The 13,424-nt window shown below is 65.7% G+C and carries 13 protein-coding genes and 1 pseudogene; 3 read left to right on the top strand and 11 right to left on the bottom strand.

What is annotated here, in order from left to right; genetic code table 11:
* The 4 genes and pseudogenes from ACIGKQ_RS22235 to ACIGKQ_RS22220 all read right to left on the bottom strand — a co-directional run.
* Window positions 1–234, bottom strand: a pseudogene (locus tag ACIGKQ_RS22235) (IS30 family transposase); the annotation flags it as partial.
* A 140-nt stretch (window positions 235–374) separates the two neighbouring features.
* Complete coding sequence (locus ACIGKQ_RS22230) at window positions 375–1,553, bottom strand: thiolase domain-containing protein (RefSeq protein ID WP_235726056.1); 1,179 nt, start codon at window positions 1,551–1,553, stop codon at window positions 375–377.
* Window positions 1,553–2,587, bottom strand: coding sequence for a thiolase domain-containing protein (locus tag ACIGKQ_RS22225; protein ID WP_235726057.1), 1,035 nt, complete (start codon window positions 2,585–2,587; stop codon window positions 1,553–1,555). The genes ACIGKQ_RS22230 and ACIGKQ_RS22225 overlap by 1 nt, the downstream gene beginning before the upstream one ends.
* 46 nt (window positions 2,588–2,633) lie before the next feature.
* Window positions 2,634–3,668, bottom strand: a complete 1,035-nt coding sequence (locus tag ACIGKQ_RS22220; protein ID WP_396574956.1) for a Zn-ribbon domain-containing OB-fold protein — start codon at window positions 3,666–3,668, stop codon at window positions 2,634–2,636.
* Window positions 3,669–3,737: 69 nt separating this feature from the next.
* Here ACIGKQ_RS22220 and ACIGKQ_RS22215 point away from each other — a divergent pair, with 69 nt between their 5' ends.
* Window positions 3,738–4,775, top strand: coding sequence for an LLM class F420-dependent oxidoreductase (locus ACIGKQ_RS22215; RefSeq protein WP_396574955.1), 1,038 nt, complete (start codon window positions 3,738–3,740; stop codon window positions 4,773–4,775).
* 89 nt (window positions 4,776–4,864) lie between these two features.
* Here the strand turns inward: ACIGKQ_RS22215 and ACIGKQ_RS22210 are convergent, their stop codons facing one another.
* From ACIGKQ_RS22210 to ACIGKQ_RS22200, 3 genes are all read right to left on the bottom strand, one after another.
* A complete protein-coding gene (locus ACIGKQ_RS22210; protein WP_396574954.1) occupies window positions 4,865–6,460 on the bottom strand; it encodes a DUF222 domain-containing protein in 1,596 nt (531 codons plus the stop codon).
* 124 nt (window positions 6,461–6,584) lie between these two features.
* Window positions 6,585–7,253, bottom strand: a complete 669-nt coding sequence (locus tag ACIGKQ_RS22205; RefSeq protein ID WP_396574953.1) for a TetR/AcrR family transcriptional regulator — start codon at window positions 7,251–7,253, stop codon at window positions 6,585–6,587.
* The gene (locus tag ACIGKQ_RS22200) at window positions 7,168–7,605 is read right to left on the bottom strand and encodes a PaaI family thioesterase (protein ID WP_396574952.1); all 438 of its coding nucleotides are present in this window, start codon (window positions 7,603–7,605) and stop codon (window positions 7,168–7,170) included. Before ACIGKQ_RS22200 ends, ACIGKQ_RS22205 begins: the two co-directional genes overlap by 86 nt.
* Before the next feature lie 105 nt (window positions 7,606–7,710).
* Between ACIGKQ_RS22200 and ACIGKQ_RS22195 the strand changes: the two genes are divergently transcribed.
* A complete protein-coding gene (locus ACIGKQ_RS22195) occupies window positions 7,711–9,126 on the top strand; it encodes a cytochrome P450 (RefSeq protein ID WP_396574951.1) in 1,416 nt (471 codons plus the stop codon).
* Here the strand turns inward: ACIGKQ_RS22195 and ACIGKQ_RS22190 are convergent.
* The 4 genes from ACIGKQ_RS22190 to ACIGKQ_RS22175 form a co-directional block, all read right to left on the bottom strand.
* Window positions 9,033–9,875 carry a cytochrome c oxidase assembly protein gene (locus tag ACIGKQ_RS22190; protein WP_235726064.1) on the bottom strand — a complete coding sequence of 281 codons (843 nt, stop codon included), beginning with the start codon at window positions 9,873–9,875 and terminating at the stop codon, window positions 9,033–9,035. The genes ACIGKQ_RS22195 and ACIGKQ_RS22190 overlap by 94 nt on opposite strands.
* Complete coding sequence (locus ACIGKQ_RS22185; RefSeq protein ID WP_235726065.1) at window positions 9,872–10,426, bottom strand: DUF2243 domain-containing protein; 555 nt, start codon at window positions 10,424–10,426, stop codon at window positions 9,872–9,874. The genes ACIGKQ_RS22190 and ACIGKQ_RS22185 overlap by 4 nt, the downstream gene beginning before the upstream one ends.
* The gene (locus tag ACIGKQ_RS22180; RefSeq protein WP_235726066.1) at window positions 10,423–10,821 is read right to left on the bottom strand and encodes a hypothetical protein; all 399 of its coding nucleotides are present in this window, start codon (window positions 10,819–10,821) and stop codon (window positions 10,423–10,425) included. The genes ACIGKQ_RS22185 and ACIGKQ_RS22180 overlap by 4 nt, the downstream gene beginning before the upstream one ends.
* Window positions 10,822–10,905: 84 nt before the next feature.
* A complete protein-coding gene (locus ACIGKQ_RS22175) occupies window positions 10,906–11,727 on the bottom strand; it encodes a crotonase/enoyl-CoA hydratase family protein (protein WP_235726067.1) in 822 nt (273 codons plus the stop codon).
* A gap of 68 nt (window positions 11,728–11,795) precedes the next feature.
* Here ACIGKQ_RS22175 and ACIGKQ_RS22170 point away from each other — a divergent pair, with 68 nt between their 5' ends.
* Window positions 11,796–13,421, top strand: a complete 1,626-nt coding sequence (locus ACIGKQ_RS22170) for an acyl-CoA synthetase (protein ID WP_266059996.1) — start codon at window positions 11,796–11,798, stop codon at window positions 13,419–13,421.
* Window positions 13,422–13,424: the final 3 nt, after the last annotated feature.

Here is a 13,424-nt window from a genome sequence, read left to right as displayed (position 1 = left end):
CGCAATGCTCGCACCCGCACGTAGCTCAGCCCAGAACAACTCCCGATCTTCGAGCGTGGCGCGCCGACGTCGAGCCCGCCCCGAGGGCAACGGCTGACCCGCTGCAGCCATCCACACATACCCCGAATACGCCGACACCCCCGCCACACGGGCGGCCGCAGCCACCGAACTACCCTCCCCGAGAGCTACCCAAAACCGCTCACGCTTCACCGCGGGCACACGATTGTTCGCCACCAGCAACCTCCAACAGACAGGCTGTTGCGGTGACCACTTGAGCCCAAGGATGCCGTCGACGAAAATGAGGGTTCTCTCGGCGAATTTTTGGGTTCTGTCGGCCTCCGTGCTGGGCGCGTTCGGGAGGTGGGGTTGCGCCGCTAGTGCGTGGGCTTGGAGGCGCCCACCAGCCACATCGAGAAGTACTGCGAGCCACCGCCGTAGGCGTGACCGAGGGCCTTGCGGGCGTCGGGGACCTGATGGTCGCCGGCCTTGCCCATCACCTGGATGGCGGCCTCGGCGAAGCGGATCATGCCCGATGCGCCGATCGGATTCGACGAGAGCACGCCGCCGGACGCATTGAGCGGGATGCGGCCACCGATCTCGGTCTCGCCGGCCTCGGTGAGCTTCCAACCCTCCCCTTCGGCCGCGAACCCGAGGCTCTCCAACCACATCGGTTCGAACCACGAGAACGGCACGTACACCTCGGCGGCATCAATCTCTTCGACCGGGTTGTCGATACCTCCGGCCTTCCACAGGGCGGCCGCCGCATCGCGGCTGGCCTGCGGGCTCACGACGTTGCGGTGGGCGAACGACAACGGTTCGGTGCGCATCGCGGTGGCGTGAATCCACGCAACCGGGTTGCCGGCTGCCACCGCGGCGTCGGCCACGTCCTCGGCGCCGATCACCACCGCGCAGGCGCCGTCCGACGACGGGCAGGTCTCGTCGTAGCGGATCGGGTCCCACAACATCTGACTACCCATCACCTTCTCGACGGTGAGGTCGGATTGCTGCAGATGGGCCAGCGGGTTGAGTGAGCCGTTGCGCCGGTCCTTGGCGGCCACCATCGCGCCGATGTGCTCGGGGGCGCCGGACTGCCGGATGTAGGCACGCACGTGCGGTGCGAAGAAGCCGCCCGCGCCGGCACCGACGGGTTTGGTGAAGGGCACCGGAATCGACAACGCCCACATGGCATTCGACTCCGACTGCTTCTCCCAGGCGACCGCCAGCACACGCTTGTGTACCCCCGCGAAGACCAGCGACGCGGCGACGTTGGCGGTCGATCCGCCGACCGATCCGGCGGTGTGCACGCGGATCATCCGCTTGCCGACCGCGCCGAGGGCCTCGGCCATCGCCAGTTCCGGCATCATCGACCCCTCGAACAGGTCGGGCGCCTTGCCGATCACGATGGCGTCGACATCGTCGATGGATACCTGGGCATCGGCCAGGGCGGCGTCGATGGCCTCCCGGCACATGCCGGCCATCGTGACGTCGTGACGCTTGGCGACGTACTTGGTCTGGCCGGTGCCCAGGACTGCTGCGCGATTGTTGTGTGCCATCAGTTCTCGTCTCCTGCCAGGGTGACCACCATGTTCTGCTGCAACAGCGGGCCGCTCGATGCATGGGCCAGCGCGGTACCCGCGTTACCGGTGAGGATCTCGTGGGCGGCGTAGCCAACCCGCTGTAGTCCGGCGGAGAACAGCGAATTGCCCGCCAGTGAACCGCCGGACGGGTTGATCCGCACGGACTCCGGGAGGTCGAGTGCGTTGCGCACGATCAGCTCCTGATGGGTGAATGACGCGTTGATCTCGGCTACGTCGACCGCACGGTTGCGATCGCCGAACGCGGTGTCGCCGGCGAGTTTCGTCGACGGCGAGATCGTCAAATCCCGTGCACCGAAGTTGGGTGTGTCGATGCGATGATCCCAGCCGGTGACGAAGGCGGGGTTGGCGACGAGCTCTTTCGCCTTGCGCTCGCTGGCGATGATCACCGCCGCGGCGGCATCAGTGTAGGGCGCAATGTCGTGTGCTCGTAGCGGATCGGCGACATACTCGGAGCTCATGAGTTCGTCGACCGACGCTCCGGAGGTGCGCGCGGCCACCGCCGCCATGTCCTCTTCGGACCAGGTGCCGGCGTCGATCCCGGCGCGGGCCTGCAGGGCGCCCAGCGAACGGGCGTCGGGCCACAGCGGCCCGACGGTGTACGGGTCGAGCTGCAGGGCGAGGGTCTGATCCATGTTGCCGGCGGTGGACTTGCCGAAACCGTAGGCCAGGGCGAGGTCGACCTCTCCGGTGGCGATCTTCACCCACGCTTCGTACAACGCCCAGGCGCCGTCCATCTCGACGTGGGATTCATGGATCGGCGGCATCGCGCCGATCGAGTCGATGGCCGAGATGAACGAGAATGCGCGGCCGGCAAGATAGTCGGACGAGCCGCTGCACCAGAATTCGATGTCGGTGCGAGAGATGCCGAGGTCGGCGTAGAGCTTGTTGAAGCACGGGATCAACATCTCGACACCGTTGGTGGTGCCGTGCGTCCCGACGATGTTCGGGCTGTGCGCGAACCCGACGATCGCAATCCGGGGGAGGGTCACTGCAGACTCCTTGATGGAAGTGGTCCGGTCGAAGAATGTTTGTCGCTCAGAGGAACTCGCGATACGACTCGTACTCGGCGTCGGGTTCACCGGTGGGGCGGAAGTGGCTGATGCTGCCCATGGACAGTTCACGTTCCTCCTCGGGCTGCCAGACCGCCTGCACCCGCATACCCATCCGCACGTCGGCGGCCTCGCAGTCGAGGATCAGGTGCAGGAACGGGATGTCGGTGCCGTCGAGCAGGACGTACGCGGCCACATACGGCGGCTTGATCCGCTGCCCCTGGAACGGGACGTTGACGATGCAGAAGGTCGTCACGATGCCGGTGTCGGCCAACTCGACCCGCTCCACCGCGGCCGAACCGTCGGACGGGCTGACTGCTTTCGGCGGGAAGTAGACGCGCCCGGCATCCACCCCGGAGCCGATCCGCGACCCGTACAGCTTGCCGGCCTTGAGACCCTCGAGATACCAGGACTCCTCCTCGGTCGCCGAGTGGATGATCTCGGTGCTGATGGGGGTCGGCATGACGATGAGTTCGTCGTCGGAGTTCTCGGCCTCGTTCGCCGGTGCCGCGTCGGAGGTGTCACCGGGTGCGAAGTAGGCGATGTCGTCGATGCGGCCGATGCGGGCCGCCTTCCAGACGGCGTGTACCCGCAGGCCGGTGGAGATGTCGGCGGGCGAATCGACCGCTACCGCATGCAACATCGCGGTGTCCGCGCCGTCGAGGGTGATCAACGCCCAGGCGAAAGGCTTGTCGAGGGGTTGAGGCGTCAGCGGGTGCGGCTGCCACGACCAGGTGAGCACGGTGCCCACCGAGGCGACGTCGACCAGCTCGGTGGTCTTCGCGCCGCCGATCGGGTCGAACTCACGAGGCGGCACCGATACCGTGCCGTCGCTGCTCTTCGATCCGATGATGCGGCCGTCGCGGAGAGCGAGGGCGAACTGGCTCAGGACGGGTCCGAGCGAGCGTGTGTAGTCGAAGGAGTTCTTCAGCGGCGCCGACAGGATCTCCGACTGGGGCGCGGGGACCTCGGCGACCGGACTCGCCGGGGCAGGGCGGGGTGCAGTTGTGCTGGTGCTCACCCATCGAGTAGAACACGTTCTAGTATTGAGGCACAAGATGCACGTCACAGACCCGCGGAGGATGCACACGTGAAGCTCGGACTGCAGCTCGGATACTGGGGTGCCGGCCCCATCGACAATGCTCCGGAGCTCATCGCGGCTGCCGAGGAGGCTGGATTCGACGCGGTGTTCACTGCCGAGTCGTGGGGGTCGGACACCTATACCCCGCTGGCCTGGTGGGGTGCGGCGACCGACCGGATCCGGCTCGGCACGGCCGTGTCGCAATTGTCGGCGCGGCCGCCGACGTCGCTGGCGATGGCGGCGTTGACCCTCGACCATCTCTCCGGTGGCCGCCACATCATCGGTCTCGGTGTGTCTGGGCCGCAGGTGGTCGAGGGCTGGTACGGGCAACCTTTCGGCAAGCCGTTGGCGCGCACTCGCGAGTACGTCCAGGTGGTCCGGGACGTACTCGCCCGTGAGGGCAAATTGTCCAACGCGGGCCCGCATTATCCGTTGCCGTACCCGCCCGATGCGCCCGGATCGACGGGACTCGGCAAATCACTCAAGCCGATCACTCATCCTTTGCGAGCCGACATTCCGATCTGGCTCGGCGCCGAGGGGCCGAAGAACGTGGCGCAGACCGCGGAGATCGCCGACGGATGGCTTGCGATCTTCTACAGTTTGCGTCTGGCCGATCAGTACGAGGCCTGGCTGGCCGAAGGATTCGCGCGCCCCGGGGCCCGACGCACTCGTGACGACTTCGAGGTAGCGGCGACGGTGCAGGTGGTGATCACCGATGACATCGCAGAAGCCGTGGAGCGGTACCGACCGTCGACGGCACTCTACGTCGGTGGAATGGGCGCGAAGGAGAAGAACTTTCACGCCGAGCTGTATCGGCGCATGGGCTACGGCGACGCGGTCGACGAGATCGGCGCGCTGTTCCGCGAGGGCCGCAAGGCCGAGGCGATGGCTGCGGTCCCCGACGAGATGGTGCGCGAGACGATGATCGCCGGCACCGCCGATGAGGTGCGTGCTCAGATCAAGCAGTGGGAGGCTGCGGGCGTGAGCATGTTGATGGTTACCGCGCGCGACGCGGAGACGATCCGTCAGTTGGCGACGCTGGTGTGACCGTCGGCAAAACTCTCGCGCGCCCAGCAACCAACCGCGCGTGCAGTTTCACGCGCGGTTGATCGGCGGGCGCGCGAGGACCAGGCGACCTACCGCACCCGGGCCAGGAGTCGTTGTCGGGTGTGGTGACTTGTTCGACGCAGCTTGCGCTTTCGTCGTCGAGTACGTGCGGCGAGTCGTGCCGGCGAGATCGGCTTGCGCCGAACCGCCGCGTCCGCAGCCGGTGGTTCGGTTTCGGCTGGTTGTGGGTCCTCGCTGATCGTGCCGCTGCGGAGGTAGTGTTCGAAGAGTTCGCCGACCTCGTGGATCCGGTTGACCTGGGGTGGTCCGGGTGGGCTGCCGTCGAGTGGGTTCAGTGTCCACCCGGCGCGGCCGGCGTCACGGCCGTGGCGGATGATGCGAGTGGTCCATTGTCCGGGTTTGGGGCCGACCATCCGATTGTGTGGTGGGCAGGCTGGTGCGGTGGTGTCGATGTCGGTGGTGCCGCCGTCGGCCCAGTCTTTGTCGGCGTGATGGATTTCGACGATCGCGCTCGGATGTGAGCAGCCTGGTTTGGAACATCCGCTGCCGCCGTCTTGGGCGAAGTGCATCAATCGTTGCGCCTGGTTGGCGAAGCGTTTGGCGGTGCCCAGATACAGCGGTTGGGCGGTGTGGTCTTTGAATACGGCGAGGTGGAATTGCGCCTCGGCGGCCATCTCGATGATGTCGGCGATGGGCAGTTGGGTGCCGGTGGCGGTGTGTCCGAACCCGGTGCGGTCACGCAGATCGGTTTCGTTGACCTTGACGATGATGTGTGGCGGCAGACCGCGGTGGCTCTTGCCGAGCACACCGCCGTCGAGGACCAACTGGAACAGGGTGTGCAGCGCGTCGTGGTTGCGTTGGCCGGTGGATCGATTGTCGCGCCCGGCTGCCTCTTTCAGTTTCTCGATGTCGGCGTCGAGAGTCGCGCCGCGTGGGGAGTCCTTGTCGTCGGGATTGTTCATCCCGGGGGCGGCCATCTTGGCGAGGATCACGTCGAGCATGGCGCGGGTGGTGGGTGTGAGGGCACCGTCGAACTCGCTCATCGATTGATCATCTTGGTCGCCGATGAGTACGGAGCGGCGGCGGGCGCGGTCACGTTCATCGGTCAGGGTGCCGTCGGGGTCGATGCGCCCGAGTAGTTCGGCTCCGGCTTTCAGGATCTGTTTGGGGGTCAGGGTGCGGGCGAATTCGGCCATCATGGTTTCGGCCTTCTCGGCGACGTCGAGTGGCACCGAGCGGGGAATCTTCTTCACCACTTTCAACACGGCATCGACGTGGGCGGGTGTGGCGGCGCCGTCGGCGACCACCGCGGCCAACGCCGCATAGCGTGGGGGGGTGAGTTCGCCCTGCAGGGACCGGAATTCGGTTAGGGCCCGCATGTGTCGCATGCGGCGGCGGTGATCGGGGATGCGTAGATGGTGGGCCATCATCTCGCCGATGTGGCGGTAGCCGAGTTGGCCGGGTACGCCGCGGTCGTTGCAGTCCATCATGCGGCGATGCCCGATCAGACTCATCCGACGATGGGCACGTTCGTGTTGTTCGGCCACATCCAACACCGCGTCATCCATGGCAGGGGTGGTGTCGACGGCATCGATACGGTCGAGCAGGTCATGCAACTGCGCATACAGCTGCTGCACCTCACTGACCTGATCTGTGCCCGACACTGAATCCCCCGACTGTCGTTCGAACGTATCTTCGAGAGTAGCGCCAAACTTTGATGCCTGCAACTGTCAATTTTCCGGGACGTCGGGACAGTCCGGGCGGTCGTGCAGTCGCGCCGCCCTCGCGCTACGAAGAGTCCGTAATCCTGGTGGGAACTTCGGCCAGTATCGCCTCGGCGGACCGTAGGGTGAAGTCGCGCAACCACTCTGCAGGCCGGCCGCGGTCGGGGAGATGTCGTCGTACGGCCGCGTAGGGCAGGTCGACGAGTGCGAACGTGACCCGATCCATCACCTCGGCATCGGATGAGCCGAATCGTTGTCGAGCGTATCCTCGCACCACTTCGCGCGTGCGGCGATTGTGCGTCCGGAGTTCGGCGGCGAGTGTATCGGGCCAGGCGCGCAACAGGTCCCGCTTGTTGTACTGCAGCAGCAGCGCGGACTCCCCGGGATGCGCGGCCGTCCAATCGAAACAGTGCGCGACCGCGGCTCGGGCGGCCTCGTTGGCATCGTTGCGCCGCAAGGCTGTGACGACGCCCTCCTGGTATCGCGCGATGGAGCGTAGCCATAGCCGGGCCATCAGCTCGTCGCGGCTGGCGAAGCGGTGATAGACCGACCCCGACGGTGCCCCGATGCGACGGGCGACGGCGGATACGGTCGCCGCCGCCGGGCCGTCCTCGACTACGAGTTCGAGTGCGGCGTCGAGGATCTCGTCAATGCTGTAGCGCGGTTCTCGACCCGCGGCCCCGGACCATGCTCGTTCCCTGCGCGGCGGCGACCACGCGCCGGGTTCCGTCATTGTCGATGACGCTGATGTCGCACCGGGCAACGGCTTTGGTTCGGCCCGCGTGGACAAGTGTCGCGTGGGTGACCAGTTCACGCCCGTCGCGTGCAGGGGAGAGGTACTCGATCGAGAAGCCGCTGGTGACGATATCCGGACCGAGACCGAGCGCGGCGGCGTAGGTCAGTGCATTGTCGGCGAGGTAGCTCAGCACCCCGCCGTGGATGTAGCCGTACTGCTGACGGAGATCGTCGCGGACGTCGACCGCCAGTGTGACGCCATCGTCGCCGATGTGAGTCAGGCGTGCGCCGAGCATGCGACTGAACGGCTGGGCGTCAAGCACTGTATGTGCCAGATCCAGGTCCATCATTTATCAGAGACTTCTCTCCATTATCGCGCGTGTCAAGGGTGCGCCCGGATAGAATCCATCCGTGGATGGATTGACACGCCTATCCGCCGGGAGCAGGGTCGAACTGTGGTCAGGACGCTGAAGAACGACTGGTCGGGGCAAATCTTTCCGCACGCCGACCGTCGCAAACCGCTCATCGGTGACCTGGGAGTCTCGAGCCCCAGACACCCCATCCTGGATTTGCTTGCGTGGGGCGCCGACCTCGGCCCCATCTTCGAGATGCGGATCTTTCGGCAGAACTTCGTGTTCGTGTCTAGTGCAGAGCTCGCCGCCGAGCTCTGCGATGAGACGCGGTTCTGCAAGGCGCTGCCACCGGCGATCACTGCCCTGCGGCAATACGCCGGCGACGGGCTGTTCACCGCCGAGAACGACGAACCCAACTGGCAACTGGCACACGAACTGCTGATGCCCGCGTTCACCAAGTCGGCGATGCAGTCGTATCACCCGATCATGTTGGCCACCGCCGATGAACTGTTCGCGTTCTGGGAACGGCAGGCCGGACCGGTGGACGTCACGCAGTCGATGACGAAACTGACCATGGAAACGCTGAGTCGTGCGGCGTTCAGCCACGACTTCGGGTCCTTCACCAGTCAGCAACCGCATCCGTTTGTCGGCGCCATGATCCGAGCATTGGAAACCGGGCGTCGCAAGGGTGGTCTGCTGACGGCGCCCGGAGGCGCGCTGCTCGGCAGGCTCATCGATCGGCGCAACGCGGGCCAGCAGGCGTATGTAGATAAGATGCTCGACGACCTCATCGCCGAACGTTCGGCATCTTCCGACGATCACGATCTGCTCGGCATCATGCTCAACACCTCTCACCCGGAGAGCGGGGAGCGACTGTCACCGTTGAACATTCGATATCAGATTCTGACTTTCCTGGTGGCCGGCCACGAAACCACCTCGGGTGCGTTGTCATTCACGCTGTACTACCTGTCGCGGAACCCGCATTGCCTGGCGAAGGCGCAACAGGAGGCCGACGAGATCCTCGGTGACGACTCGGACGCGGTGCCGACCTTCGAGCAGATTCCGAAGTTTCGCTACATACGCCGATGTCTGGATGAGGCACTGCGCATTTGGCCGACGGTGCCGGCCTTCGCCCGCAGCCCGCGGGGCGAGACCATGCTGGCCGACGCCTACCGGATGCGGCCGCAGGACTGGGCGATCATCGTGCTCGGCTTCGTTCACCGAGATCCGTCCGTCTGGGACGATCCGGATGTCTACGACCCGGATCGATTCCTCCCGGCCAACGTCAAGAAGCGTCCCGCGCACAGTTACAAACCGTTCGGTGCCGGGTTGCGGGCCTGTATCGGCCGCCAGTTCGCGCTGCATGAATCGGTACTGGTGCTCGCGCGCATCCTGCATCGATACGACCTCTCCGGTGACCCCGATTACGAACTCGCGGTGGACGAGCGACTCACCATGGTGCCCAAGGGGTTCGAACTCGATCTTGTGCCGCGACGTGCGCCCGCCCTGCTGCGGTGATCCGGCCGCCAGGTCACCAGAAGCGCCAGTGCGAGCAGGATCTCGGCGATGTCACCCCAGTAGTACATGAGCGTGCCACCGGCACGGATCTCTGCGGCCGGGGCGTCGATCGCGACAAACCATCCCGCGTAGAGCAGCTGTGCGATCACGGCGTGTCCGAAGATGGCCACACCGAGTACCACGAGCCGGGTCCGCACGCCGGGCCGGTGTGGCCCGGGGTCGGGTCCGGCGATCATCCAGGCGAACAGGTATCCGACCACGAAGAAATGCACGTGGATCGCGGAATGTACGAGGTTGTTCCGCTCTGAGAGACCGAAGAGGCCGGTGAAGTACAGCGCCGCGAGACCTCCGATGTTGGCTGTCAGCAACACGATCGGATGAGTCATCACACGCGCCGGTGTGGAGCGGAACAGTCGAGTGATCGCGGCGCCCACCGACGGCGGCACAGATCGCAGCAGCAAGGTCAACGGTGCAGACAACACCAGCGCCAGCGGGGCAAACATTCCGATGAGCAGGTGGCCGAGCATGTGGTCGGCGAACCCATCGGATGTCGCCGGCCGGGCGGCGACCAGCAGTAAGGCCAACCCGGTCAGAAATCCGACCGTGCGCCGATGATCCCAGCCGCGGTTCTCACTGTGGCGCCGCCGCGCAGCGAGAACATACGTGGTCCCGGCAAATGCCGCCAGCACCAGGACAGCGATGGTGCCGGTGGGAACTGCGGTCTCGGCGCCATGTGCCAGCGTGTTCATTGTCCTGCGAGTGAGTCGACGCCAGGAACCGGTCGAGCGGTGCGTTGCAGTAACCATCCGCCGACAACGAGTAGCGCGCCCAGGACCAGGAACCCGAGATCCCACAGCAGTTGGTGATCACCGCTGCGGACATGGTGAATCCGCAGGATGTGGTGGTCGATGACTCCCTCGACCAGGTTGAACATGCCCCAGCCGACCAGGACCCAACCCCACAGTGCCCGTGACGTCCACAGCCGGCGGCGGGCGTCGGTGACCCGGCTGTAGAGCAATGCCAGGCCGATGAGCACGGCGAGCCAGGTGAACGTGTGGAACAGCCCGTCCCACACCGTGTTGATCTGCAACCCGTGCACGGTGTCTGCCGAGTAGTAGTCCACACCGAGCCGATCGTCGTCGGTACCGGTCAGCATGTGGTGCCACTGCAAGAGTTGGTGCAGCAGGATGCCGTCGACGAATCCACCGAGACCGACGCCGAGGACCACGCCGGGTAGGGCAAGGCTGCGTGTCGATTGCTCGTGCGCTGCCGGGCCGGCTTCCGGGTCGCCGCGGGTCATGTTTCCTCGTCGAATCCCGGTGTGCGCTGTGCGGCCGCGACCGATCCGCCCGCCTCGTCGGCTGACTGCCCGCCACTCGTGGTGGTGCGACGATCGTCGGTGCCGTCTGGCTGTCGCTCGTCTTCGGCCACAGCGCCCGCCTCGGGTGTATCGCCGAAGTCGGGTTCCTCCTCGGCGAGGCGCTCATCCAGCGTTTCGCCTTCGCGCTGCTCGCGGGCGGTGACCCCGGTGCGGTCGGCGGCTGACCAGCCCTCGGGAGGATCCATGCCCTCCTCGAGCGGGTCGAGCTGCAGCCGGTCCTCATCGAGATCCTCGGCGTCGACCGCGGAGGCGAGTTCGGGGTTCACCGAATCGGCCGGGTCGGGAATGTGCGGTTGGTCGTGTTCTGCTGCCATCGGTACTCCTCTCATCGCTGCGATGAGGGGGATACCCGAACCGGCATGGCGCCAACCATGCCGACGCCGGCGGCTCGACCGCGGTCATTCCCCGGTGAAGACCGGCTTCTCCTTGTTGGCGAACGCGCGGGGACCGACCTTGGCGTCTTTGCTCTTGAACACCGAGATGCCCAGCTTGGATTCGATCTCGAAGGCGTCGAGTTCGTGCATGCCCTCGGTGTCACGCATGGTTTTGAGGATTGCCTGTACGGCGAGCGGGCCGTTGGCGGTGATGGCCTCGGCGATCTCGAGCGCCTTGTCCAGAGCCGATCCGTCGGGAACCGTGTAACCGATGAGGCCGTACTCCTTGGCCTCGGCTGCGGTGATGTGGCGTCCGGTCAGCAACAGGTCGGCGGCGATGGTGTACGGGATCTGCCGAGGCAGTCGCACCGCGCTGCCGCCGAGCGGGAACAGCCCCCATCGGGCTTCGGCCACACCGAACTTCGCGCTCTCGCCGGCCACCCGAATGTCGGTGCCCTGCAGGATCTCGGTACCGCCGGCTATGGCCGGGCCCTCGACCGCGGCGATCAGCGGCTTGGTGAGGCGCCGTCCCTTCAGCAATGCGGGCAGGCTCGCCGGGTTCCAGGTGCCCTGATCGGCGGTGTCCCCGGGGGAGTTCTTGTTCATCGCCTTGAGGTCCATGCCGGCGCAGAATGCGCCACCGGCGCCGGTCAGGATCGCCACGCGGATGTCGGGGTCGTCGTCGACCTGATCCCAGGCCTCGACCATGATCCGCATCATCTCCGCCGACAGTGCGTTCCGTGCCTGCGGACGGTTCATGGTCACGATCAGGACGTGGCCGCGCTTCTCGACGAGGCAGTCGGGAGCGTGGTCGGTGGCGGCTTGCGAACCGGCAACTGTGGTCATCGTCGTTCCTCGCGAATCGGTGCGGATTGCTGCTTGCTCAAAACGATAACACGTTCTAATTTTGAGCCATGGCCTACACGATTGCCGACCTCATCGAGCATGCCGTCGATTTGATGCCCGAGCGCATCGCCCTGGAATCCGGCGACCGCACTCGCACCTACGCAGATTTGGAGGCGCGCTCCAATGCGTTGGCCCACAAACTCCGCGAGCTCGGCGTGCAACCCGGCGACCGAGTGGGTCTGTACAGCCGTAACACCATCGAGGCGGTCGAGTCGATGGTCGCGATCTTCAAGGCCCGCGCGGTCATGGTGAACGTGAACTACCGCTACGTCGAGGCCGAGCTCGAACACATCTTTACCGACTCCGGGATGAAGGTCCTCATCCACGAGCGACAGTTCTGCGAGCGGGTGTGCAACACGTTGCCGAATTGTCCGTCGATCGAGCATCGGATCGCGATTGACGACGGCAGCGATGCTTCGTTGAGTTGCAGCGGTTACGAGGACACCATCCCCTACGACGATGCGATCGCGGAGTCGTCGACCGAGCGCGACTTCGAGAAGCGCACCAACGACGACCTGTACATGCTCTACACCGGTGGCACCACCGGAAAGCCCAAGGGTGTGGTGTGGCGGCAAGAAGACGTGTGGCGGGTCCTCGGAGGCGGGATCGACTGGTACACCAGCGAACCCGTGGCCGATGAGTGGAAGCTCGCGCAGGACGGCGCTGCGGGCGGGCAGCTGGTGCGCTACCCGATCCCGCCGTTCATCCACGGCGGGTCGCAGTGGGCCATCTTCCAATCACTGTTCGCAGGCGGAAAAGCGGTGGTGTACCCGGAGTTCAGCGGCAGCGCCGCCTGGGACATCGTCGAACGTCACGGCGTGAACGTCATCTTCATCACCGGCGACGCGATGGGTCGGCCGATGATCGAGGCGTTGGCGGAAAAGGACGAACACGATCTGTCCTCAGTTGTATCCATCGCGTCGTCGGCATGCCTGTTCTCGCCGACCATCAAGGATCAATTCGTCGACCGGTTCCCCAATGCGGTGATCGTCGACGCGATCGGGTCGTCGGAAACGGGTTTCGGAGGTCTGAGTGTGGTGGCCAAGGGCGCGCCACACAGCGGTGGACCACGCGTGAAGGCGGACAGCGAGACCCATGTGCTGCGTGAGGACGGCACTCCGGTGGAGGCCGGCAGCGGCGAGGTGGGTGTGTTGGCGAGGTCCGGGCACGTGCCGCTGCGCTACCACAACGATCCGGAGAAGTCGGCGAAGACCTTCAAGGAGTTCAACGGGATTCGGTATTCGCTGCCGGGTGACAACGCGCAGCTGGAGGCGGACGGCACCATCACCATGCTCGGGCGCGGCTCGGTGTCCATCAACACCGGCGGGGAGAAGGTCTTCCCCGAGGAGGTGGAGGGTGCGCTCAAGGCGCATCCCGACGTGTTCGACACGGTTGTCGTCGGCGTGACCGACGACCGGTGGGGGCAGCGGGTTGCCGCCGTCATCGCCACCCGTGACGGTGCCCGGCCCTCGATCGCCGACCTCAACGACGTGGTCCGCAAGGAACTCGCCGGCTACAAGTGCCCGCGCAGCGTCTGGTTCGTCGATCAGATCAAGCGTTCGCCCGCAGGCAAACCCGACTACCGGTGGGGTGCCGGCATCACCACCGAACGTCCCGCCGACGAGGCGCTGTAGCGC

This window comes from Gordonia sp. NPDC062954 (assembly GCF_044543825.1).
Classification (GTDB): domain Bacteria; phylum Actinomycetota; class Actinomycetes; order Mycobacteriales; family Mycobacteriaceae; genus Gordonia; species Gordonia tangerina.
The sequence above is the reverse complement of the archived record's forward strand: the minus strand, read 5'-3'. Positions and strand labels throughout refer to the sequence as shown.